The sequence below is a fragment of the Streptomyces scopuliridis RB72 genome (assembly GCF_000718095.1).
In the GTDB taxonomy this organism is placed as follows: Bacteria; Actinomycetota; Actinomycetes; order Streptomycetales; family Streptomycetaceae; genus Streptomyces; species Streptomyces scopuliridis.
The window spans coordinates 1-21,952 of the sequence record NZ_JOEI01000036.1 but is presented as its reverse complement, the minus strand read 5'-3'; the positions used below and the strand labels follow the sequence as shown (position 1 = coordinate 21,952).

At 71.8% G+C, this 21,952-nt stretch carries 22 protein-coding genes and 7 tRNA genes; 13 read left to right on the top strand and 16 right to left on the bottom strand.

Annotated elements, in window-relative coordinates; genetic code table 11:
- Positions 1 to 21 precede the first annotated feature (21 nt).
- Positions 22 to 1,677, top strand: coding sequence for a hypothetical protein (locus IF11_RS0132965; protein WP_030355462.1), 1,656 nt, complete (start codon positions 22 to 24; stop codon positions 1,675 to 1,677).
- A gap of 60 nt (positions 1,678 to 1,737) precedes the next feature.
- Here IF11_RS0132965 and IF11_RS0132960 read toward each other — a convergent pair whose 3' ends face one another.
- Entirely contained in the window at positions 1,738 to 2,301 is a 564-nt protein-coding gene (locus tag IF11_RS0132960) for an HIT family protein (RefSeq protein WP_030355461.1), read from the bottom strand.
- A 66-nt stretch (positions 2,302 to 2,367) separates the two neighbouring features.
- On the opposite strand from IF11_RS0132960, the gene IF11_RS0132955 reads away from it, so the two are divergent.
- Complete coding sequence (locus IF11_RS0132955; protein WP_030355460.1) at positions 2,368 to 3,057, top strand: potassium channel family protein; 690 nt, start codon at positions 2,368 to 2,370, stop codon at positions 3,055 to 3,057.
- A 22-nt stretch (positions 3,058 to 3,079) separates the two neighbouring features.
- On the opposite strand, the gene thrS is transcribed toward IF11_RS0132955, so the two are convergent.
- Positions 3,080 to 5,056 carry a threonine--tRNA ligase gene (thrS, locus tag IF11_RS0132950; RefSeq protein WP_030355459.1) on the bottom strand — a complete coding sequence of 659 codons (1,977 nt, stop codon included), beginning with the start codon at positions 5,054 to 5,056 and terminating at the stop codon, positions 3,080 to 3,082.
- Positions 5,057 to 5,298: 242 nt separating this feature from the next.
- On the opposite strand from thrS, the gene IF11_RS0132945 reads away from it, so the two are divergent.
- A complete protein-coding gene (locus IF11_RS0132945; protein WP_030355458.1) occupies positions 5,299 to 6,033 on the top strand; it encodes a 3'-5' exonuclease in 735 nt (244 codons plus the stop codon).
- A 73-nt stretch (positions 6,034 to 6,106) separates the two neighbouring features.
- Here the strand turns inward: IF11_RS0132945 and IF11_RS0132940 are convergent.
- Positions 6,107 to 6,178, bottom strand: a tRNA-Val gene (locus tag IF11_RS0132940).
- 124 nt (positions 6,179 to 6,302) lie between these two features.
- Here IF11_RS0132940 and IF11_RS0132935 point away from each other — a divergent pair.
- Positions 6,303 to 8,768 carry an SCO7613 C-terminal domain-containing membrane protein gene (locus IF11_RS0132935; RefSeq protein WP_030355457.1) on the top strand — a complete coding sequence of 822 codons (2,466 nt, stop codon included), beginning with the start codon at positions 6,303 to 6,305 and terminating at the stop codon, positions 8,766 to 8,768.
- A 58-nt stretch (positions 8,769 to 8,826) separates the two neighbouring features.
- Here IF11_RS0132935 and IF11_RS0132930 read toward each other — a convergent pair.
- Positions 8,827 to 8,898, bottom strand: a tRNA-Val gene (locus IF11_RS0132930).
- A gap of 54 nt (positions 8,899 to 8,952) precedes the next feature.
- A complete protein-coding gene (locus tag IF11_RS0132925) occupies positions 8,953 to 9,423 on the bottom strand; it encodes a TIGR02611 family protein (protein ID WP_030355456.1) in 471 nt (156 codons plus the stop codon).
- A gap of 190 nt (positions 9,424 to 9,613) precedes the next feature.
- Here IF11_RS0132925 and IF11_RS0132920 point away from each other — a divergent pair, with 190 nt between their 5' ends.
- Together IF11_RS0132920 and IF11_RS0132915 are read left to right on the top strand one after the other, a co-directional pair.
- Positions 9,614 to 10,027, top strand: coding sequence for an SsgA family sporulation/cell division regulator (locus IF11_RS0132920; RefSeq protein WP_003959770.1), 414 nt, complete (start codon positions 9,614 to 9,616; stop codon positions 10,025 to 10,027).
- Positions 10,028 to 10,235: 208 nt separating this feature from the next.
- Complete coding sequence (locus tag IF11_RS0132915) at positions 10,236 to 10,811, top strand: CGNR zinc finger domain-containing protein (RefSeq protein ID WP_030355455.1); 576 nt, start codon at positions 10,236 to 10,238, stop codon at positions 10,809 to 10,811.
- 6 nt (positions 10,812 to 10,817) lie between these two features.
- On the opposite strand, the gene IF11_RS41465 is transcribed toward IF11_RS0132915, so the two are convergent.
- Positions 10,818 to 10,970: a hypothetical protein gene (locus IF11_RS41465; protein WP_165840699.1), complete on the bottom strand. Its 153-nt coding sequence runs from the start codon at positions 10,968 to 10,970 to the stop codon at positions 10,818 to 10,820.
- Between the two features lie 209 nt (positions 10,971 to 11,179).
- Complete coding sequence (locus tag IF11_RS0132905; protein ID WP_030355454.1) at positions 11,180 to 11,629, bottom strand: hypothetical protein; 450 nt, start codon at positions 11,627 to 11,629, stop codon at positions 11,180 to 11,182.
- A 181-nt stretch (positions 11,630 to 11,810) separates the two neighbouring features.
- Between IF11_RS0132905 and IF11_RS0132900 the strand changes: the two genes are divergently transcribed.
- A complete protein-coding gene (locus tag IF11_RS0132900) occupies positions 11,811 to 12,323 on the top strand; it encodes a DsbA family protein (RefSeq protein WP_030355453.1) in 513 nt (170 codons plus the stop codon).
- An 18-nt stretch (positions 12,324 to 12,341) separates the two neighbouring features.
- On the opposite strand, the gene IF11_RS0132895 is transcribed toward IF11_RS0132900, so the two are convergent.
- The 3 genes from IF11_RS0132895 to IF11_RS0132885 all read right to left on the bottom strand — a co-directional run bounded on the left by IF11_RS0132895 (position 12,342) and on the right by IF11_RS0132885 (position 15,130).
- A complete protein-coding gene (locus IF11_RS0132895) occupies positions 12,342 to 13,181 on the bottom strand; it encodes a GNAT family N-acetyltransferase (protein WP_030355452.1) in 840 nt (279 codons plus the stop codon).
- 71 nt (positions 13,182 to 13,252) lie between these two features.
- Positions 13,253 to 14,074 (bottom strand): aminotransferase class IV, encoded by an 822-nt coding sequence (locus IF11_RS0132890; protein ID WP_030355451.1) that lies wholly within the window; start codon positions 14,072 to 14,074, stop codon positions 13,253 to 13,255.
- Entirely contained in the window at positions 14,075 to 15,130 is a 1,056-nt protein-coding gene (locus tag IF11_RS0132885; protein ID WP_037729187.1) for a chorismate-binding protein, read from the bottom strand.
- Between the two features lie 157 nt (positions 15,131 to 15,287).
- On the opposite strand from IF11_RS0132885, the gene IF11_RS0132880 reads away from it, so the two are divergent.
- From IF11_RS0132880 to IF11_RS0132860, 5 genes are all read left to right on the top strand, one after another.
- Positions 15,288 to 15,360: transfer RNA gene (locus tag IF11_RS0132880), tRNA-Gly, on the top strand.
- A gap of 37 nt (positions 15,361 to 15,397) precedes the next feature.
- Positions 15,398 to 15,471 (top strand) — tRNA-Cys (locus tag IF11_RS0132875).
- A gap of 1 nt (position 15,472) precedes the next feature.
- Positions 15,473 to 15,544: transfer RNA gene (locus tag IF11_RS0132870), tRNA-Val, on the top strand.
- A 20-nt stretch (positions 15,545 to 15,564) separates the two neighbouring features.
- A tRNA-Val gene (locus IF11_RS0132865) sits at positions 15,565 to 15,636 on the top strand.
- Positions 15,637 to 15,659: 23 nt separating this feature from the next.
- A tRNA-Val gene (locus IF11_RS0132860) sits at positions 15,660 to 15,731 on the top strand.
- A 77-nt stretch (positions 15,732 to 15,808) separates the two neighbouring features.
- On the opposite strand, the gene IF11_RS0132855 is transcribed toward IF11_RS0132860, so the two are convergent.
- From IF11_RS0132855 to IF11_RS0132840, 4 genes are all read right to left on the bottom strand, one after another.
- Positions 15,809 to 16,117, bottom strand: a complete 309-nt coding sequence (locus IF11_RS0132855; RefSeq protein ID WP_030355449.1) for a TFIIB-type zinc ribbon-containing protein — start codon at positions 16,115 to 16,117, stop codon at positions 15,809 to 15,811.
- Positions 16,118 to 16,195: 78 nt separating this feature from the next.
- A complete protein-coding gene (locus tag IF11_RS0132850) occupies positions 16,196 to 17,209 on the bottom strand; it encodes an aminoglycoside phosphotransferase family protein (protein ID WP_030355448.1) in 1,014 nt (337 codons plus the stop codon).
- Between the two features lie 182 nt (positions 17,210 to 17,391).
- Positions 17,392 to 17,598 (bottom strand): hypothetical protein, encoded by a 207-nt coding sequence (locus IF11_RS0132845; RefSeq protein WP_030355447.1) that lies wholly within the window; start codon positions 17,596 to 17,598, stop codon positions 17,392 to 17,394.
- A gap of 159 nt (positions 17,599 to 17,757) precedes the next feature.
- Positions 17,758 to 18,069 (bottom strand): hypothetical protein, encoded by a 312-nt coding sequence (locus IF11_RS0132840; protein WP_030355446.1) that lies wholly within the window; start codon positions 18,067 to 18,069, stop codon positions 17,758 to 17,760.
- A 199-nt stretch (positions 18,070 to 18,268) separates the two neighbouring features.
- Between IF11_RS0132840 and IF11_RS0132835 the strand changes: the two genes are divergently transcribed.
- Positions 18,269 to 19,486: a serine/threonine-protein kinase gene (locus IF11_RS0132835; protein WP_030355445.1), complete on the top strand. Its 1,218-nt coding sequence runs from the start codon at positions 18,269 to 18,271 to the stop codon at positions 19,484 to 19,486.
- A 24-nt stretch (positions 19,487 to 19,510) separates the two neighbouring features.
- Here IF11_RS0132835 and IF11_RS0132830 read toward each other — a convergent pair whose 3' ends face one another.
- Both IF11_RS0132830 and cobA read right to left on the bottom strand, forming a co-directional pair.
- Positions 19,511 to 20,329, bottom strand: coding sequence for a TrmH family RNA methyltransferase (locus tag IF11_RS0132830; RefSeq protein WP_030355444.1), 819 nt, complete (start codon positions 20,327 to 20,329; stop codon positions 19,511 to 19,513).
- A gap of 57 nt (positions 20,330 to 20,386) precedes the next feature.
- Positions 20,387 to 21,616 (bottom strand): uroporphyrinogen-III C-methyltransferase, encoded by a 1,230-nt coding sequence (cobA, locus tag IF11_RS0132825; RefSeq protein ID WP_030355443.1) that lies wholly within the window; start codon positions 21,614 to 21,616, stop codon positions 20,387 to 20,389.
- Positions 21,617 to 21,952: the final 336 nt, after the last annotated feature.

The following is a 21,952-nucleotide window of genomic DNA, read 5'->3' as shown; positions in this document are numbered from 1 at the left end:
CCTTGTGGCGAAGGGGCGTCAGTGGCGGACGACGTATTCGACTTCAGCCCGGGGGCGCAGGTCCCGCTCCTGGGTTCGGCGGGACAGACCGCGGCGACGCATGCCCTCGCCTCGGCCGCGTACCGGGACAGCCCGGTCGAGGAGATCCTCAAGGCCGACAACGAATGGCACAAGTCCACTGTCTCGAAGGGCAAGTTCTCGCTCTTCGAGCCGAATCTGGGCGAGGCGTTCTCCCGTGCCGTACAGCTCCGGATGCTCGGCGGCGGCCGTAACGCGCTGATCCAGTCCTTCGGCATGGAGCCGCAGACCGTGGTGGAGCACGCCCTCGCGGCGACGCGTATCCGTAAGGAGCGTGACTCCAAACTCACCGCCGTCACCGTGGTGTTCGGGGTGCTGTTCCTGCCCGGACTGCTGCTCTGGCTCGGGGTGTTCCAGCTGCGCCGCACACTGGCGGGGGCCAAGGACAAACGGGCCGGCATGGTGGGCGGCGCCCTGCTGCTCGCGGTGGCGGTCCTGGCCGTGATCGTTCTGGTCGCGCTGCCGTTCAACGGCATCCTCGGCTGGTATCTGCGCGGCATGATCATCGCGCCCGTCGCCGGCTGGCTGGTGGCCAGGCGGATCTGCGAGGCGACCGCGAAGGATCTGCGTACCCGCTGGGACGATCTCCTCTCGGGTGGCGGCGTGGGAGCCAAGATCCCCGAAGCCGTGCCGGGGAACCCGGGCGACGCCACCCGCGAGGCGCTCCGCCAGGGCCTGCAGAAGCTCACCGCCGAGCAGCGGTCCAATGTGGTCTTCTACGCGGGGCCCAAGGGCATATTGGGCATGGGCACCCGCTGGGGCAGCTGGCAGCTCGCCGAGGCGCTGGTCCCCAAGGACGCGGGCAAGGAGATCCACCAGTTCCGCGCCTACGACGTGATACGGGCGATCCACGACCAGATGAAGCTGCTGGAGCGCGGCCCGCTCAACTCCGGTGGTTTCCCGACGCCTTCGGTGAAGCACTGGATCGTGTCGCCGGTCGGTGAGGGCGCCGGCTCGGTCTCCAGGCCCGAGGGCCAGGACGTCGAGGCGTTCCAGGTCAAGAGCCATGAGATACAGCGCATCTGCAACCACCAGCAGTTCGGCAGTGGCAACCGGCACTATCTCGGGGTCCAGTTCACCCTGTGGGACGGCCAGTTGGTGATCACGATGATGATCACGGTCACCGTGCTCCACGAGACCTTGCGTATCGAGGTCACGGGCCATGCCCTGGGCCCGGTGCACTCCCTGTTCACCACGAAGTCGTCGCCCAAGACCGTCACGGTCGCCAAGACGGTCCGGTTCTGGGAGACCACCTCGCGGACGCTGCCGCTGGTCGAGCCGCGCGAGGTGGTGCGGCTCGCGGTCCGCGCGCCCCTGAGCTGGTATCCGCCGGTCCTGGACTTCCTCGGCGGCAAGCTGTCGCTGCCCGAGCCCTTCGGCCTGCGGCACGCCTGGGCCGATCAGCCCTGGCGCCACCGCTTCATGGCCGACGACGCGATGCGTGCCGCCACGCCCGTGCTGCGCGTGGCGCACAACGCGGCGATGCGGGTGCTTGAGGAGCACGGCGTGGACATCGAGCGCTTCAGCAGCCGCGCGTCCTCGCTCCTCGGCGCGGTGCAGGACCTGTCACCGAAGAAGGTCGACGCGTACGACGCGTAGCGGCGCCCAGGTCCTGTCCGGTCGATCTTCGCGGACCCGCAAGGATCGACCGGACAGGACCTACGGGCTGTGCGGCCAGGCGTCGGCCAGCATCGCCCGGGTGTCGGCGAGCAGCTGCGGAAGCACCTTCGTATGTCCGACGACGGGCATGAAGTTGGTGTCGCCGCCCCAGCGCGGCACGACATGCTGGTGCAGATGGGCGGCGATCCCGGCTCCGGCCACCGTGCCCTGGTTCATCCCGATATTGAAGCCGTGCGCCCCGGACGCCGTACGGAGCGCGGTCATCGCCCGCTTGGTGAACAGGCCCAGCTCGGCGGTCTCCGCCTCGTCCAGCTCCGTGTAGTCGGCGACATGACGGAACGGCACCACCATCAGATGCCCGCCGTTGTACGGATAGAGGTTGAGCACCGCGTACACCCGCTCGCCGCGCGCGATCACCAGTCCGTCCTCGTCGGACTTGGACGGGATGGAGCAGAAGGGACAGCCGTCCTCGGCGCCCGGCCCGGTGGGCTTGTTCTCACCCTGGATATAGGCCATCCGATGGGGCGTCCACAGGCGCTGGAACGCGTCCTGGGTCCCCACTCCGATCTGCTGCTCCGGCTCACTCGTCATGCTGTGCAGCATATGACTTCGGCCCCGCGGAGCGTGTCGCCGGGCCCGTGCCCGACGGGCCCCCGCGATGCTGGGGCGATGCATGTCCGAAATGGGCCCGACCGGCTGCTCGGCTGGGAGCGGCGTACGGAGTTACCGCTGCTCCTGGCCTCGATGCTGTTCCTCGTCTGCTACGCGGTGCGCGTCCTGAACCACAGTCCCGACCCGTTCTGGCGCGACCTCGCGCTGGCCCTGGCCCTGCTGATCTGGCTGCTCTTCGTGGTGGACTACGGAGTGCGGCTGGTGCTCAGCGGCGAGGGTCTCCGATTCGTGCGTACGCACTGGCTGGACACCGTCGTACTGGTGCTGCCGCTGCTGCGTCCGCTGCGGATCGTGAACACGTATGTGACGCTCCAACGGCGCCGGGACCGCCCCCGGCTCAGTCTGTACGGGCGGGTCATGGCGTACGCCGGGATCACGTCCGTCCTGCTGAGCTTCGCCGCGGCCCTCGCCGTCTATCAGCAGGAGCGTGACGCGCCGGGGGCCACGATCACCACGTTCGGCGACTCGGTCTGGTGGGCCTGCTCGGCGATCACCACCGTCGGCTACGGCGATGTGACGCCCGTGACGCCGCTCGGCCGGGTGTACGCGGTGTTCCTGATGGCGTGCGGGCTGGCGCTGCTCGGCGCGGTGACCGGTTCGTTCTCGTCCTGGCTGATCCAGGTCTTCGGCAAGGAGGACAAGGAGGGGCCCCCGGGGAGCGATCGCTCCCCGGGGGCCCCTTCCTGATGTCCCGGACCTGACCGCGGCCTCAGATCTGGGCGCGCTCGTCCACGACCTTGGCGATCTTCGCGATGGCCTCGTCGACGGGGATCCCGTTCTCCTGCGAACCGTCGCGGTAGCGGAAGGAGACGGCGCCGTTGGCCATGTCCTCGTCGCCCGCGATGATCATGAACGGAACCTTCTGCTTCTGCGCGTTCCTGATCTTCTTCTGCATACGGTCGGACGACGAGTCCACCTCGACCCGCAGCCCCCTGGCCCGCGCCGCCTTGGCGAACTCCTGGAGGTACGGGATGTGCGCGTCGCCGATCGGGATGCCCGTCGCCTGCACCGGCGCCAGCCACGCCGGGAACGCGCCCGCGTAGTGCTCAAGGAGCACCGCGAAGAAGCGCTCGATGGAGCCGAACAGCGCGCGGTGGATCATGACGGGACGCTGCTTGGACCCGTCCGGCGAGGTGTACTCCAGGTTGAAGCGCTCAGGCAGGTTGAAGTCCAGCTGCACGGTCGACATCTGCCACGTACGGCCGATGGCGTCCCGCGCCTGCACCGAGATCTTCGGACCGTAGAACGCGGCGCCGCCCGGGTCGGGGGTCAGCGGCAGGCCCTGCTTCTCGGCCACCGCGCGCAGGACCTCGGTGGCCTCTTCCCACGCCTCGTCCGTGCCGACGAACTTCTCCGGGTCCTTGGTGGACAGCTCCAGATAGAAGTCGGTCAGACCGTAGTCGCGCAGCAGGTTCAGCACGAAGGTGAGCGTCGAGTCCAGCTCGTCCGCCATCTGCTCCTTGGTGCAGTAGATGTGCGCGTCGTCCTGGGTGAAGCCGCGGGCCCGGGTCAGTCCGTGCACGACGCCCGACTTCTCGTACCGGTAGACCGTCCCGAACTCGAACAGCCGCAGCGGCAGCTCACGGTAGGACCGGCCCCGCGCGTCGAAGATCAGGTTGTGCATCGGGCAGTTCATGGGCTTGAGGTAGTAGTCCACGCCCTCGTCGAGCTGCATGGGCGGGTACATGCCGTCGGCGTACCAGTCCAGGTGCCCGGACTTCTCGAAGAGCTTCCCCTTGGTGGCGTGGGGCGTGTAGACGAACTCGTACCCTTCCTCCTCGTGCCGGCGGCGCGAGTAGTCCTCCATCGCCCGGCGGATGACGCCGCCCTTGGGGTGGAAGACCGCGAGGCCCGAGCCGACCTCGTCGGGGAAGGAGAACAGATCCAGCTCACTGCCGAGCTTGCGGTGGTCGCGCTTCTCGGCCTCGGCGAGGAACTCCAGATGCGCCTTCAGCTCCTCCTTCGACGGCCACGCGGTGCCGTAGATGCGCTGGAGCATCGGGTTCTTCTCGCTGCCCCGCCAGTACGCGGCGGCGTTCCGCATCAGCTTGAACGCCGGGATATTGCGGGTGGTGGGCAGGTGCGGGCCCCGGCAGAGGTCCTTCCAGCACAGCTCGCCGGTCTTGGCGTCCAGGTTGTCGTAGATGGTCAGCTCGCCGCCGCCCACCTCGACATCCGCGCCGTCGTCGGTGGAGGCGGCGCCCTTGATGCCGATGAGCTCCAGCTTGTACGGCTCGGCCGCCAGCTCCTCGCGGGCCGCCTCGTCGGTGACGACACGGCGCGAGAAGCGCTGCCCGCGCTTCTGGATCTCCTGCATCTTCTTCTCGATGGCCTTGAGGTCATCGGGGGTGAAGGGGGTCGCGACGTCGAAGTCGTAGTAGAAGCCGTCCTTGACCGGCGGGCCGATGCCCAGCTTGGCCTCGGGGTGCAGCTCCTGCACGGCCTGCGCCATGACATGCGCGGTGGAGTGGCGCAGGATGGCCAGGCCGTCCTCGGAGGAGATCTCGACGGGCTCGACGACCTCGCCCTCACCGATCTCGTACGCGAGGTCCTTCAGCTCGCCGCCCACGCGCGCGGCGATCACGGTGCGCTCACCAGGGAAGAGCTCGGCCGCCGTAGTGCCCGTCGTCACCACGCGCTCTTCCCGCTCGGAATCGCGTTGGATGATCACACGGACGTCTGACACCGGTCTCTCCTGACTCACGGGGCGCGACAGCGGATACTGCGCGTTCTGAATCGTACCGAGCCCGGAGGACCGCGCGCGAAACGGTTTGCCGGGAGGCCGGCGGACGGCCCGGGGCGGTCCCGTCGGCGGTCCGGTCACCGTACGGCGCCCACTGGACACGGCGCGTACCGCACGACCTGTCCGGGTATCCCCTTTTCGGGCAGAGCTGGAACATCTGCCGCTCATGCGCGAGGAGTTCGGGAATGACGTGTTGGTACGAAGGGCCGCTGGCCGCATTCGACACCGAGACGACGGGGGTGGACGTCGAGGAGGACCGGATCGTTTCGGCCGCTCTGGTCGTCCAGGACGTGGCGGGCGCCCGGCCGCGGGTGACGCGCTGGCTGATCGATCCCGGTGTGCCCGTGCCCCCGGCCGCCACCGAGGTGCACGGGCTCACCGATGACTTTCTGCATCGCAACGGCCGCTGGCCGGCGCCGGCGCTGGACGAGATGGCGCGGGCGCTGGCCGGGCAGTGCGCGTCGGGCCGGCCGCTCGTGGTGATGGACGCGCCGTTCGATCTGACGGTCCTCGACCGTGAACTGCGCCGCCACCGCGCCTCGTCCCTCGCCGAGTGTTTACAGAACGTACCGCTGTGTGTGCTGGACCCCTTGGTCCTCGACAACCATCTGGACCGTTACCGCAAGGGCGGCCGTACGCTCGCGGATCTCTGTGCCCATTACGAGATCGAGCTGGACGGGGTGCGCGACGCGACCGGTGGCGAACTGGCCGCGCAGGCGGCGCTCGACGTCGTGCGCGCGGTCGGACGGCGCTTCTCCGCGCGGATGGAGCGGCTGAGCGCCACGGAGCTGCACACGCTCCAGGCCGTCTGGCACGCGGCGCAGACCCGGGGCCAGCAGACCTGGTTCTCGCGTGGCGGCGAGGAATCGACGGATCCGGCCTGGCCCCTGCGGCCCGAACTGCCCGCCGAGGCAGCCTGATCCGGAAGGTCGTCCCCATGGAGGCCGGAACGCGCGAAGGCCGGTCCGTCATCGACGGACCGGCCTTTCCCGGTGGGCGATACTGGGTTCGAACCAGTGACCTCTTCGGTGTGAACGAAGCGCTCTCCCACTGAGCTAATCGCCCGGGAACGGACTGAACCATACAGGCCCTCGCGGGCTTCCTTCAAACCGAATGCGGCGTACTCACCCCCGTATCTGAGTACGCGCACCGATGGCGGACCGTGTGGCGCCGGACACACTCCCTGTCCATGGAGAACATTCCGCCGCCCGCCCAGGAGCTGGCGATGATCGACCAGGAGCTGGTCCGACTCGACGCGCGCAGGGGCCAGTTGCTGGCACGCAGGACGCAGCTGCTGAGTCTTCTGGCGCGGTCCGCGCCGCCGCCGTGGCCGTACGCGCCCCCGGTCCCGCCCGGCTCGGAGCCGTCACCCGCCCCGCTCCCCGCCGAGGAGATACCCCCGCCGAGTGCGCAGAATGTGCTGCTCGCGCTGGGCGGGATGCTGCTGACCGTCGCCGCGATCGCGTTCACTCTGGTCAGCTGGGGTCATCTGAGCGTGGGCGGCCGGGCGGCGGTGCTGACGGTCATCACGGTCGCGGCGCTGGCGGTTCCGGCGGTGCTGCTGCGCCGGGGGCTCGCCTCGACCGCGGAGGCGGTGGCCGCGTTCGGACTGGCGCTGATGGTGCTCGACGCGTACGCGCTCCATGAGGTGGCGCTTCCCCGGACGGACGGCCTCCGCTATACGGCGGGCGCCGGCGCCGTGCTCGCCGCGCTCTGGGCCGGGTACGGATCGGCGCTCGGCCGGCTCCGGCTGCCGCTGCCCGTAGCGGTGGTGACGGCCCAACTCCCGCTGTTCCTCGGCTCGCTGGCCATCGAGGCGTCCGCGCTGACGACGGCCTGGGCGCTGCTGACGACGGCCGCGCTCGACACGGCGCTCGCCCTGCGGCTGAAGCCGGGCGCCGTACGGACCGTCGCGGTCGTCGCCGCCTGTGTGACGGCGGGAGCGGCGCTGCTGACGGGTGGTTCGCTGTCGTTGACGGCCGGGACACCACTCGCCGCGGCCGGGCCCGGCGGGCTGCTGCTCGCGGCGTCGGCGCTCGGGCTGTTCGTGGCGTGGCGCGCGAGCGACATGGCGCCCGCGTGCGCGGTGGTGGCGGGCCTGGCGGCGGTCGCGGCGGCCGGCGGTGTGATCCGTGCGGCCGTGCCGGACGGCTGGGCCGTGCTCGGGTATCTGCTGTGCGGGGTCGCGCTGCTGACGGTCGTACGGACCCGGCTGCCGCGCGCGGTGGTACGGGGTCTGGCCGGCGCGGCGGGGGCGGTGACGGCGGCCTCGGTCCTGTGGACGCTGCCTGCGCTCGCCGTGGTGCTGCTGGGCGCGCTGAGCCGGATCAGCGCGATCTGGACGGGCGCTCCGGGCGGCGCGCGTGCGGCGTTCGGTGTGGATCTTCCCTGGCCGGAGCAGCCGACGGCCCCGCTGGTGCTGCTGATCGCGGCCGGAGTGGCGGCGACCGCGTACCGCCTGCTGCCTTCCGGCGGCGGGCGGCAGTGGCGCGTTCCGGCGGTCTGCGGTGCTGTCGCCCTCGGCTGGGCCGCCGTTCTGGTGGCGCCGCCCGCGCTGGACCTGGGGTATCCGGCGGCGGTGGCGGTGCCCCTGGTGCTGACGGCGGTCCTGCTGGCGGTCGTCGTGCGCCCGCGCGCTCCGGTGGGCAGCGTGGTGACGGTCACCGCGCTGGTCTGCGCCCTGGCGGGCTCGGTCTCCGTGGCGCTGCTGTCCCTCGCCACCCGGACCGCGACGGTGACGGCGCTCGTGGCGCTCTGCGCGCTGTTCACGGGGACGGCCGTAGCCGTGGAGACCGTACGCGCGCGAGGCGCCGCAGCGGGCACCCAGGGGGCTTCACGCCCGGTGCGCGCGCTCCTCGCCTGTGTGGCTGTCGGGTACGCGACCGCGCTGGTGGCCGCGGCCTGCTCGGCGGCCGGGCTGCCCGCCGAGCACACCGCCCTGGCACTTCTCGCCGTACCCGCCGCCGTGGCGCTGCTGGGCGCCCGGCTGCGCCGTCATCCGGTGGCGCCCCCGATCGAACTGACCGCCGCCGGTGCCGGAGTCCTCGCCGTGGTCCTCGCCTCGGGCCGGGCGCCCGTGCTGGCGCTGGTGCTCGCGCTGTGCGGGGTGATCGCGGCGGGCACGGCGGTACGGGCCGAGCGGCGGCGGGTGGCCGGGTACGCCGCGACCGCGCTCTTCGTGCTCGCCACATGGGTACGGCTGGCCTCGTCCGGCGTGTCGGCGCCCGAGGCGTACACGCTGCCGGTGACGGTGCCCGCTCTCGCCGTCGGGCTGCTGCGGCGCCGGGGCGACCCGGAAGCCTCGTCGTGGACGGCGTACGGCCCGGGGCTGGCGGCGACGCTGCTGCCGAGCCTGCTGGCGGCCTGGGGCGACCCGGACTGGCCGAGGCCGCTGCTGCTGGGTCTCGCGGCGCTGGCGCTCACCCTCGCCGGGGCCCGGCTGCGGCTCCAGGCGCCGCTGGTGCTGGGCGGTGCGGCGCTCGCCCTGGACGCGCTGCACGAGCTGGCGCCGTACGTCGCGCAGATGGTGGGCGTACTGCCGCGCTGGCTGCCGCCGGCCCTCGCCGGGCTGCTGCTCCTCGCGGTCGGGGCCACGTACGAACAGCGTCTGCGGGAGGCCCGCCGGCTGCGCAGAACGCTGGGCCGGATGCGGTGAACGGGGAAACGGCCGAGGCTCCGAAGACCTTGCCGGTCTTCGGAGCCTCGCTTCCGGGTGGGCGATACTGGGTTCGAACCAGTGACCTCTTCGGTGTGAACGAAGCGCTCTCCCACTGAGCTAATCGCCCGGACGCACCGCACACATTACCCCATGTCAGCGGCGTCCCCGGACGCGTTCCGGGTCACTGGTCGATCTTCCAGGGCATGACGATCCCGAACTTCCAGAGGTAGATCCCGACCAGCACGGCGATGATCACCAGACCGACGGTGGTGAGGATGATGTTGCGCCGCCGGACCTTCGGGTCCAGGGCCTTCTGGGCCGCCTCGGTGACCTTGCGCCGGGTCCAGCGCAGCACCAGCTGCGCCCAGACGAACTCGGTCGCCCAGATCGCCATGCCGCCGAAGATCACCAGCCAGCCGGGCCCCGGCAGCACGAGCATGAAGACGCCCGCGACCACCACCGCCAGGCCGACGACGAACACGCCGACCTGCCAGCTCAGATGGAGCGTCCGCGACGCCTTGATGAACCGGGGCGCACGGGACCCGAGCTCACGCTCCGGATCCTCCGTCACACCCTCCGCCACGTCCCCCGGCACGGGGCGCTCGGCCGTCGGCACCACGACATGCCCCCGCTCGTCACTCTGCGCATGCATGGGCCCCAACCTACCGGAATCGCCCGCATCACTGGAATGGCCGTATAACCCGAAGTCACACACCGCCGTACGAGCTACCCGAAGAATCACAAAACAGACAGAGGGGTTTACAACGGCACCGTAGGTGGCATGTCGATTTCGCCGACGTGCGAATCCCCGAGCGCACACTGAGCGAAAGGCCCTGGCGCTTATGAACACCACGGTCAGCTGCGAGCTGCACCTGCGCCTCGTTGTATCGAGCGAGTCCTCACTGCCTGTACCCGCGGGCCTCCGGTATGACACGGCCGATCCCTATGCCGTGCACGCCACCTTCCACACCGGAGCCGAAGAGACGGTCGAGTGGGTCTTCGCCCGCGACCTTCTCGCCGAGGGGCTGCACCGGCCCACCGGCACCGGCGACGTCCGAGTCTGGCCGTCCCGCAGTCACGGTCAGGGCGTCGTCTGCATCGCTCTGAGCTCCCCAGAGGGCGAAGCCCTGCTCGAGGCCCCGGCGCGGGCCCTGGAGTCGTTCCTCAAGCGGACCGACGCCGCGGTGCCACCCGGCACCGAGCATCGTCACTTCGATCTCGATACGGAGCTCTCACACATCCTGGCCGAGAGCTGAGCCAGGCAGAGAGCTGCACGGCGCCGTCCGACTCGGGGAGACGGCGCCGCGCGGACAACCGCATACGGAGGACACCGGCGCCGTCGCCGCGGAACCCACCGCGACGACGGCGCCGGTGCGTCCCGACCGTGCCCCGTCCGGCGCGGGCAGGGACTAAAGTCGGCGGGATTCGGCGGGCACCGGCCCGCGGCAGGCCAGGGAGCGGATCGTGCTGATTCCACACGACACCCGGATCGCACTCGACACGGTCGTCGATCTGGTGAACACCGCACCGCAGGAGGATTCGGGCGGCGTCGGCGGTACGGACGGGCTCGGGGACGTCGAGGCGCTGTACGGCTTCGTACGGAGCCATGACATCAGCGGGGTGGGTGATCTCGGCAACCGCGATCTGCGGGCCGTACTGAACGTACGGGCCCGGTTCGCGGAGGTCTTCGCGGCGCCGGACGCGCGCTCCGCCGCCGATCTGATCAATCAGCTGGTCGCCGCCGCGGGGACGACGCCGCAGCTGACCGATCACGACGGCTACGACTGGCATGTGCACTACTTCGCTCCGGGCGCCTCCGTGGCCGATCATCTCGCCGCCGACTGCGGCATGGCACTGGCGTTCATGGTCGTGGCCGGGGAACAGGAACGGCTGCGCCGCTGCGAGGCCCCGGACTGCGGGCACGCGTTCGTCGACCTGTCGCGGAACCGCTCGCGCCGTTACTGCGACAGCCGCACCTGCGGCAACCGACTGCATGTGGCCGCGTACCGGGCCCGCCGCAAGGAAGCGGCGGCCGGCTGACGGCGCTCACAGCAGAAAGAGATCGTGCACGGCCGCCATCAGCAGCAGCGAGCCGATCACCGCCAGGAAGATCATCAACGGCGGCTGGGAGAGCGCGTACAGACAACCGCGCTGCTCATCGGTGGGTGCGGGGGGTTCACCCCGTGAGGTATCGAGCATCTCGGGGCGATCATGACGTACCCCGAACCGGGCTGTTGACCAACACGCGTTCTCGGGGCGGGAGTTCATCATATTCCGTGGAAAACATCCCCGAAATCCCGCCGAATCCCGTCTCACCTGCGATGCTGCCCCGCACTCGCGGAAACGGGGAGAGCGCTCCGGTCGGCCGCGAGAGACGGCCGCAGGGCTCAGATGCCGTGCTTCTTGGCTCAGATGCCGTGCTTCTTGAGGATGGCCTCGATGTCGCTGAAGTCGTCGGCCGGCTTCGCCGCGGGCTGCTTGGCCTTGGGCTGAGCGGCCGGCCGGGCGCCGGGGCCCAGTGAGGGCGCGGACGCGGCGGGTTCGACCGCGGCTCCCTGGCGCGCGGCCTTCGCCGCGGCTCTGCGCTCCTTGCGCGTGCCGCCGCGCCGGCGCTCCACGGCCCGGGTGGTCATGAAGAGCAGCCACGCCACCGCGAGTACCCCGAAGCCCGCCCACGCCATCGGGCTGAACGCCGTGTTGGCGGCCCACTTCACGATGCCCGTCATCGCCAGCGCGACCGGCACCAGCGAGTAGGCGGCGATGCGCGCCGCGGCGAGGAAGCGCTTCCGGTACGCCGTGATCGCGGCGATGCCCAGGCCCGCTGCTGACACCGCGGAGCAAATGGTCTCGGCAATCATCAGGTCCTCCAGGCAGGGCGCGTCATCGGCCGAACACTTCTCGCTCTCTATCGTGCACCTCGCGACCGGGTCGGGGCCACGGTGCGGGGCGGGGCCGGGCGGATCTGGGGGAGATCTCGGGGACGGTGTCCTCCCCAGGTCCCGGTCGGCCGGGGGTACGGCGGGCTGGAAGACTGGCCCCATGAACGACTCCACCACCACCCGCCCCGTCGTCCTCGACGTCTGGTGCGACCTTGAGTGCCCCGACTGCCACCGGGCCCTGGACGATCTGCGCGCGCTGCGCGCCCGCTACGGGGACCGGCTGGAGGCGCGGCTGCGGCACTTCCCCCTGGAGAAGCACAAGCACGCGTACGCCGCCGCGCAGGCAGCCGAGGAAGCCGCGGAGCAGGGGCGCGGCTGGCCGTACATCGAAGCTGTACTGGCCAGGGCGGCAGAGCTGTCCGCCAAGGGGGAGCCGGTCCTACTGGAGGTGGCGGGCGAGCTGGGGCTGGACGCCGAGGAGTTCGACACCGCGCTGATCGACGGCCGGCATCTCCTGGCCGTCGACGCCGACCAGGCCGAGGGCAAGGCGATCGGGGTCACCGGCACCCCCACGTACGTCATCGGCGACGAGCGGCTGGACGGCGGCAAGAGCCAGGAGGGGCTGCGCGGGCGCATCGAGGAGATCGCGGACCGGCTGCTGGCGAGCGCTTAGTGTCGTCCTGGGCGGCGCTCAGAGCAGCTGTTTGAAGAAGTTGCGGCTCGTGGTGGCGTACTGGAGCGATTCGTACAGCCGGACCGCCGGGGTGTTGTTCGCGAACACATGCAGCCCCAGCAGGCTGTCCCCGGTCTCCAGCGCCGCCCGCTCGGCGAGCAGCATCAGCGCGCGGCCGTAGCCCTTGCCACGCTGGTCCTCGGCCACCGCCACGTCGTACACCCACGAACCCCACTCGCCGGGCCGCACCTCGCGCGGGGCGACCCATACATGGCCGACGACGGTTCCCGCGTGGACCAGGACGCTGATCGAGACGCCGGGGGTGGCCAGGCCCTCGGGGAGGTTCTCGCGGCGGCTGGCCTCCGCCTTGGCGCGGGCCTCCTCCGCCGACGCGCCCCGGGCCATCCAACTGCGCACGTAGTCGTCGAAGGCTTGTGCCTCCCAGGTCTCGTACTCCGCTTCGCTCATCGGACGGCCCTCGACATCCGCCGGGAGCTCCGGAGCGCGGGGCGGCACCGCCTTGTCCATGTTGCGGCTGCGCTCGGTGTAGCCGAGGGACTCCAGCAGGCGGAGCGCGGGCTCCGCGTCGGGCGGTACGGAGGCCAGCACCTGGCCGCAGCCCCAGCCGCGCAGCACCTCCTCGGCGGCGAGCGCGGCGACGGTGCCCCGGCCGCGCCTGCGGTCGGGTTCATCGATGCGCAGGGCCTGGATGATCCCGGCCCTGTGCCCGAAACCGGGGTCCGTGGCGAGCTCGATCGTGCCGACGCGGCGGCTGTTCACGCAGACCTCGTAGGAGCGTGACTTCTCGCCGTCGTCGGCCTGCTGAAGCGGCCCGGTCGGCCGCAGAGTGGTGGTCATCAGGGGAGTTGTACCCGTCGTGCGGCGCGGAGTCATCCGTTTTTCGGACCGGTCGCGCCGCCCACCGGGCCTCAGGGATCCAGGTCGGCGCCGGCCCGCTCCTCGAAGACGCGCATCGCCTTGGTGGTCACCGGCCCCGGGGCGGCGGGCAGTTGACGGTCGTCGAGACGGTGGACGGCCTGTACGTCGCGCAGCGTGGAGGTCAGGAAGATCTCGTCCGCGCGCTCCAGGACGTCCAGCGGCAGATCCGTCTCATGGGCACCGCACCACTCGGCCGTCAGGGCCCGGGTGATGCCGGCGAGACAGCCGGACGCGAGCGGCGGGGTGTGCAACTCGCCGTCGAGGACGACGAAGACGTTGGAGCCCGTGCCCTCGCAGAGCGCGCCGACCGTATTGGCGAAGAGCGCCTCGCTCGCGCCGTGCTCGCGCGCCCGCGCGAGGGCGACGACATTCTCCGCGTACGAGGTGGTCTTGAGGCCGGTCACGGCGCCGCGCTCGTTGCGCGTCCACGGGACGGTGATGGCGGCGGTGGTGTCGGGGCGGCGCTTCGTCCCGCCGACGGCGACCACCAGGGTCGGCCCCGCCTCGCCCCGGTCGGAGCCGAGCGGGGAGAGTCCGCCGGTGTAGGTGATCCGCAGCCGCCCCAGGTCCACCGGGTTGGCGTCGAGCACGGCCGCGCAGGCGCGGCGCACCTCGTCGAGATCCGGTTCGGGCAGCCCGAGCCCGCGGGCCGAGCGGCTCAGCCGGTCCAGATGGCGGGTGAGGGCGAAGGGCCGGCCGTGGACGGTCTTGACCGTCTCGAAGATGCCGTCCCCCACGGTCAGTCCATGATCGAGCACGGACACCAAGGCGCCTTCGGCCGCGTGCAGTCCACCGTTGACCCAGATCTTCATCTACCCGGTCCTTCCGCTCGCTTCGTACGCACCCGACGCTATCGCGAGCAGCCGGGCGGCCTTCAGCTCGGTCTCCGCCCACTCCCCCTCGGGATCGGATCCCCAGGTGATGCCCGCTCCGGCGCCGAAGCGCAGGACGGGTCCGGGGGCCGCGTCGCGGTCGATCCAGAAGGTACGGATCCCGACGGCCAGCGCGGCCGTGCCGCGGTCGGCGTCGACCCAGCCGATACCGCCGCAGTAGGGGCCGCGCGGGGCGGTCTCCAGCTCCTCGATGATCCGCAGGGCGCTGGACTTGGGGGCGCCGCTGACCGAGCCGGGCGGGAACGTGGCGGGCAGCAGCTCCGGCCAGCCGGCCTTCTGGGCGAGCTCGCCCCGTACGGTCGAGACGAGATGGACGAGGCCGGGGTGCGGCTCGACCGCGCAGAGCGCGGGGACCGTCACGGAACCGGTGGCGCAGACGCGGCCGAGGTCATTGCGGACGAGGTCCACGATCATCACGTTCTCGGCGTGGTCCTTCTCCAGCAGTTCGTCCTCGGTGCGGGCGGTGCCCTTGATCGGACCGGACTCGACGGTACGGCCGGCCGTGCTCAGATACAGCTCGGGCGAGGCGGTCGCGATCTCCACGCCATGCGCGGGCAGCCGGATCGTTCCGGCGTACGGGGCGGGGTTGTCGCGCGCGAGCAGCGCCGTCAGCGCGTCGACATCGGCCGCGTCCGGATCGGGCAGCGGCGCGGAGAGCACCCGGCAGAGATTGACCTGGTACACATCGCCCGCCGCGATGTACTCGCGGATCCGGCGGACACCCTTGGTGTACGCCTCGCGGTCGAGCGACGACGTCCAGTCACCGGCGGCGGGCCCACGCCACTGTCCCGGGACCGGGCCGGGCACCGGCTCGGCGCGTACGTCATCGAAGCGCGCGCAGGTGAGACGGCCCTCGAAGTCCGCGGCGACGGCCCAGAACCCGGCGGAGTCGAGCGCTTCCGGATCATGGGTGACATCCCGCAGACCCGAGGCGACAAGGCCGCCGAAGCGGGCCAAAGGAGCGAGGTCGTGCACGCTTGCGAGTCTAGAACAGCCGCCGTTGAGCCGCTCCGGGCTGAACGTACGGCGAACGCACCCCAGCACGCTGCGGAAACGCGTTTTTGTGCTGGCCCCGGAATCCGCTAGAGTTCAACACGTCGCCGGGCCGTACGGGTGGGCCCGGAAACGATACGCGGACGTAGCTCAGTTGGTAGAGCGCAACCTTGCCAAGGTTGAGGTCGCCAGTTCGAACCTGGTCGTCCGCTCGAATATGGGGGATCCTTCCCGAGCCCCCGTACTCCTGGTGGAGTGGCCGAGAGGCGAGGCAACGGCCTGCAAAGCCGTCTACACGGGTTCAAATCCCGTCTCCACCTCCAAGGACGATTAGCTCAGCGGGAGAGCGCTTCCCTGACACGGAAGAGGTCACTGGTTCAATCCCAGTATCGTCCACTGGATCCTTCTGGATTCCCGCGCGATTAGCTCAGCGGGAGAGCGCTTCCCTGACACGGAAGAGGTCACTGGTTCAATCCCAGTATCGCGCACGCAGCACACGCAGGACCCACCCGCGCGATTAGCTCAGCGGGAGAGCGCTTCCCTGACACGGAAGAGGTCACTGGTTCAATCCCAGTATCGCGCACCGCCCGAAGCCCCCGGCCGTCTCCATGGCCGGGGGCTTCGTCGTGTGCGTCAGCGGTCGTGCGCCTGAGTCGTGTCTCAGGAGGAGAAGAGCATCCGTCCGAAGCTCTTCTGGCGGTGGTGCCCGCCGTGGTGACCTCCGTAGTGGCCACCACCGTGCTGCGGCGCGCCCCAGGCGGGGGCGGGGGCGGCGGGGTACGCCTGCGGAGGCGGGGGCGGGGCCTGCTGTACGGGCGGCGCCTGCTGCGACCACTGAGACTCCAGGCGGGTCAGGGACTCCAGCTCGCCGTAGTCGAGGAAGATCCCCCGGCAGCCGCTGCACTGCTCTATCTGGACACCGTTGCGGTTGTATGTGTGCATCGCCGCGTGGCACTTGGGACACTGCATGGTCGGCTCGCTCCTCGCCATTCGTCCGGCACGCCGTAACACGCTCCCGGCGGCCGTGGGTTCGTCTGTGGCCTCACCCTACGACGACGCCCCGGGCGTGAACTCGGTTGCGAGGTCGGCGATCCGGGCGCAGGCGTCGATCATCAGCAGCTCGACGTCATCCGGATCCCGGCCCTCCGCGGTCGACTTGGCGAGGGCCAGCGCGGCGGTCTGCACGGTGAGGGCGCGGGCCGGGACATCCAGCCGGGGCCAGGGATCCGCGTCGCGGGCGGCGGGCACGGCGGGGCCGTGCGCGGACCGGTAGGCGCCGAGGAAGCGCAGCCAGGTCTCGGGCGGCAGCAGTCCGGCGGCGTACCAGGCGGCGGGGCGGCCCAAGTCCCAGGCCGGGTCGCCGAGTCCGAGGTCGTCGATGTCGATGAGCAGCCAGGGGCCGTCGGGGGCCGGGTGGCGTACGAGCTGGCCCAGATGCAGATCGCCGTGGCACAGGGCGTACGGTCCCGGCGCGCGCGCCTCGCCACGCGCCCAGGCGGGCAGGCGCTGCCAGGCGCGCTCCACGGGAACGGCGGCGGGGTGCGGTCCCGCGGCGCGCATCCGGGCGACAGCGCGGGCGGCTTTGGCGGGCCCCCGCATGTCCGGCAGCCGGGGGCCGGGACCTGCTACGGCTCTCTCCACGGCTACGGCTTCGGACAGGGCCGCGAGCGGCAGGGCGTGCAGCCGGGCGAGGAGCGTGCCGGCCTGCTCCCAGGGGGCGGCGTCGGGGTCGTTGGGGTCGACCGGGGTGCCGTACGGCCACGCGGTCACCGGCCGGCCGCTTACCTCCTCGGCGGCGGCCGGAAGCGGCGGCAGCAGAACCCCGGCGAGCAGGGGATGCGCGGCGACGGCGAGCCTGACGCGGTGCCCGGCCGGGTCCGTACCGTCGGCATGGGCCTTGGCGACGACCTCGCCGTGCCGTACGACCGTCCCGTCCGGCCGGTCGGCGAGCACGGTGCTCTCGCCGCAGGCCCGGCAGCCCGCCGGGTCCGCCGCGCGCACCGCCGGATGGGCGGTGTCACGGGCGACACGGCCCAGGGCGCGTACGACGGATGTGGTCACGGAGGCCCCCCGGATGCGTGGTGTTCCGTGGCGAGCGTACGGCGGCGGGCCCGGACAGCGCGATGGCCGGTCAGCTCCCCAGCTGACCGGCCAAACGCTGCCGTCCGCCGCACCCCCGTCCCCACGGGGTTGTTGGCCGGATGTCCCCGACCCGGGCCGCTCTCCCGGATCCGAAGCGCCGCTCAGCGCCCCAGCATCACGCCCACGGACGACGCTTGTGTCACCACTGCTTCCCAGCCGCCGAAGACGACCACCAGCAGGGCTGCCAGAGGAAGGACCATGGCGGTCGCCACCAGGGGGTGGCGGGTGCCGGACCGGCGCCCGCCGAACGCGGCGAACGCCTTGCGTCCCTGCGTGCGGATCATCGCCCGCGATGCCGTGTCCGCCATGGTCCCTCTCCTGTCCTGTTCCGAGAGCGGCGAGTGTCTGAGCTCGGGGGACGAGTGCTGCACCCGCCGCTTGACCTCAACATTAGGGATCCGCCGCCCCCCGGTCGTCATGCCCGCGTACCGATTGCCGGGCCTCCCGGAGGATGAGCCGGACGGCCGTCATGTACTCCCCTGGGTGGAGAGACGGGTCCAGGACCCGGGGTCATCCCGGAAGGGACGCTCCGCGGACCGCTGGGCGGAGCGCTCCGAGGAGTCCTCCCGGGGCACCGGCTGCTCGACCAGCGCGAGGACCCGCGTGGCCATGAACCGCGCCGTTCTGACCACCCCTCCGCCGCGGGTGACTTCGCTCACTTCCACCACTCCCCGGCGCACCGCGGTCTCCACCCTGCGGCCCGCCCGGCTCGCCACCACTTCGTAGGTCCGTGTCGTGTCCCCCGCGTCCACGACTATCTCCACCCGGTCACCCTTCACGATCCAATCCCCCTTCTGCGTCAGACCTTTGAGATCACGCACGGGCCGGAGGACCTGGGCTCCGCCACTCCCCTGACCACCACTCAAGTTTCCCACCCAGCACTGACAATCGGTCCGTGCGCGAGGGCGCGGCCTATGAGCGCGCTGAGGCGCGGGTACGTAAGCTGTGCCACGTCACACGGACGACCGGGCAGCGGGGATGGACATGGCGATGATGCGGCTCCGGCGCGAGGACCCGCGTGTCGTCGGTTCGTTCAGGATCCACCGGCGGCTGGGTGCCGGCGGGATGGGGGTCGTATATCTGGGCTCCGACCGGCGCGGTCAGCGGGTCGCGCTGAAGGTGATCCGGCCGGATCTGGCCGAGGATCAGGAGTTCCGGTCGCGGTTCGCCCGCGAGGTCTCCGCCGCGCGGCGGATCCGGGGCGGCTGTACGGCACGGCTGGTGGCCGCGGATCTCGACGCGGACCGCCCGTGGTTCGCCACCCAGTACGTGCCGGGCCCCTCGCTGCACGACAAGGTCAACGAGGAGGGCCCCCTCTCGGCGGCCGAGGTCGCCTCGGTGGGGGCCGCGCTCTCCGAGGGGCTGGTGGCCGTGCACGAGGCGGGCGTCGTGCACCGCGATCTCAAGCCGTCGAACATCCTGCTCTCGCCCAAGGGCCCGCGCATCATCGATTTCGGCATCGCCTGGGCGACGGGCGCGAGCACGCTGACGCATGTCGGTACGGCGGTCGGGTCGCCCGGCTTCCTCGCCCCGGAGCAGGTGCGCGGGGCGGCGGTCACCCCGGCCACGGACGTGTTCTCGCTGGGCGCCACGCTGGCGTACGCGGCGACCGCCGATTCCCCGTTCGGGCACGGCAGTTCCGAGGTCATGCTCTACCGGGTGGTCCACGAGGAGGCGCATCTCCACGGGATGCCGGACGCGCTCGCGCCGCTGGTGCGGGCCTGTCTGGCCAAGGACCCGGAGGAACGTCCCAGCACGCTCCAGCTCTCGATGCGGCTCAAGGAGATCGCGGCGCGCGAGGCCCAGGGGCTGTCGGACAGCCGGCCGCCCGTACAGCGGACCCGGAACGGACAGGAACTGCCGACCGGCCGGCTGACCGAGCGTTACACGGAGCGGACCGCCGACCACGGCGCGCCGAGCCGTGCGCCGGGCGGCCCGGCGTCGCGTCCCGGGCCTTCCCGGAGTTCGGGCTCCTCTCCCCGTACCGGCGGTTCCTCCCCCCGCAACGGCTCGCCGCGCCCCCCGCAGGCCCGTGGTGCCTCCCGTACGGGCAGCGGCCGGCCGAAGCCCGGTCCCCGGACGAGCTCGGGCAAGCTGCGCCCCGCCAACCCGCGCCTGCTGCGGCAGCGACTGATCGTCTTCGTCGTCGTGACCCTGATCGTCGCGCTGGGCATCGCGGCGGCCCAGCAGCTCTGAGCCGTACCCCGTGCGATCGCCGGGTCAGCTCTCCGGGCGGCCCGTCGTGACCGCGTAGAAGGCGACCGCCGCCGCCGCGCCGACGTTCAGCGAGTCCACGCCGTGCGCCATGGGGATACGGACCCAGGTGTCGGCGGCGTCGAGCGCCCGCCCGGACAGCCCCGCGCCCTCCGCGCCCAGCATCAGCGCGACACGCTCCAGCCGGTGCGGAGCGGCCTCGTCCATCGGGACCGCCCGCTCGTCGGGGGTGAGCGCCAGCAGCCGGAAGCCCGCCTTCCGTACGGAGTCCAGCGCCCGGGGCCAGCCGTCGAGCCGGGCGTACGGCACGGAGAACACCGCGCCCATCGAGACCTTCACCGAGCGGCGGTAGAGCGGGTCCGCGCAGTCCGGGGAGAGCAGGACGGCGTCCATACCGAGGGCGGCGGCGCTGCGGAAGATCGCGCCGATGTTGGTGTGGTCGTTGACCGCCTCCATGACGGCGACGCGGCGGGCCGTACGCAGCACCTCGTCCACCGTGGGCAGCGGTTTACGGGCCATGGAGGCGAGGGCGCCGCGGTGCACGTGGTAGCCGGTGACCCGTTCCGCCAGCTCGGGACTGACCGCGTACACCGGGGCCGTGACCTCGTCGATGATGTCCCGCATGGTGTCGACCCACTTGGCCGAGAGCAGCATCGACCGCATCGGGTAGCCGGCCTGCCCGGCCCGGCGGATGACCTTCTCGCCCTCGGCGATGAACAGCCCTTCGGCGGGCTCGCGCCTGCGGCGCAGCTCGACATCGGTCAGACCGGTGTAGTCGCGCAGGCGCGGGTCGTCGGGGTCGTCGACGGTGATGAGTTCAGCCACGGGGTGACACTGCCTTGTCGGGTGGTGGGTGTGCGGGACGGACGGCCAGGACAGGCCCTACGTGCCGTCCCCCAGGGCGACGACATCGCCGATGACGATGACGGCCGGGGGCCGGACCTCCTCGGTCCGCACGACCTCCGCGACCGTCGCGAGCGTGGCGTCCACCCGTCGCTGGGTCGCCGTGGTGCCCTCCTGCACCAGGGCGACCGGGGTCTCAGGGGCCTTGCCGTGCTCCACGAGCGCCCGGGCGATCGTGCCGATCTTGTCCACGGCCATCAGCAGGACGAGCGTCCCACGGAGCCGGGCGAGCGCGGCCCAGTCGACGAGCGAGCGGTCGTCGTCGGGGGCGACATGGCCGCTGACCACGGTGAACTCATGGGCGACCCCCCGGTGCGTGACGGGGATTCCGACCGCGCCCGGCACGCTGATGGAGCTGGAGATACCGGGCACGACGGTGCACGGGATACCGGCCGCGGCCAGCGCGTGCGCCTCCTCCATACCCCGCCCGAACACGAACGGGTCGCCGCCCTTCAGCCGGACCACGGCCTTGCCCGCCTTCGCGTGCTCGATCAGCGCCTCGTTGATCGCCTCCTGGGCCATGGCGCGGCCGTACGGGATCTTCGCGGCGTCGATCACCTCGACGTGCGGCGGCAGTTCGTCCAGCAGATCGCGCGGGCCGAGACGGTCGGCGATCACGACATCCGCCTCGGCGAGGAGCCTGCGGCCGCGCACGGTGATCAGGTCGGGGTCGCCGGGGCCGCCGCCGACGAGGGCGACGCCGGGGGTACGGCTGCGACGGTGCGGGGCGGCGAGCGTGCCGTCGCGCAGCCCCTCGACGATGGTGTCCCGCACGGCGGCGGAGCGACGCGGGTCGCGCCCGCTGAGCACGGCGACGGTGAGGCCCTCGCTGCGGCCCGTGGCGGGCGTCCAGGCGGTGGCGGCGTCCGCGTCGTCGCTGCGTACGCACCAGACGCGGAGGCGCTCGGCCTCGGCGGACGCGGTGCGGTTGGCGTCCTCGTCGCTGGACGCGACGAGGACGTACCAGGCATCGGCGAGGTCGCCCTCTTCGTAACGGCGGCGCTCCCACCGGATCTCGCCGGCCGCCGCCATGGCCTCGACGGAGGCTTTCGCGGAGGGCGACACCAGCACGATGTCCGCGCCGGCCGCGATGAGCGCGGGCAGCCGGCGCTGCGCGACCTGCCCGCCGCCGACGACGACAACGCGGCGCCCGGCGAGGCGGAGTCCGACGGGGTAGGCGGGGTGCGGGTGCTCGGCGTGCTCGGGCATGGGGGCGGGGGCTCCTTGGGCGGGGCGGGTGAGAAGTGGCTGGTGGGGTGCGGTGGGATTGGGCGTCCAGCTTACGGCGGGGCGCTGTCCGGCGGGGGGCGTGGGTGGGGTGCGCCTCCCGGCGGGGGGTCGTGGTGTGGTGCGCCGTCCGGCGGGGTTCGGGGTGCGGTGCGCCGTCCGGCGGGGTTCGGGGTGCGGTGCGCCGTCCGGCGGGGGCACGGGTGCGGGTGCGTCGTCGTGGTGCCGGGTGCCGGGGCCTCCGGAGGTCCGTGTCCGGACTGCTTTCCTCACCGCGCTTCGCGCGAGCTGCGACGCTTTACGTCCGGACACGCACCT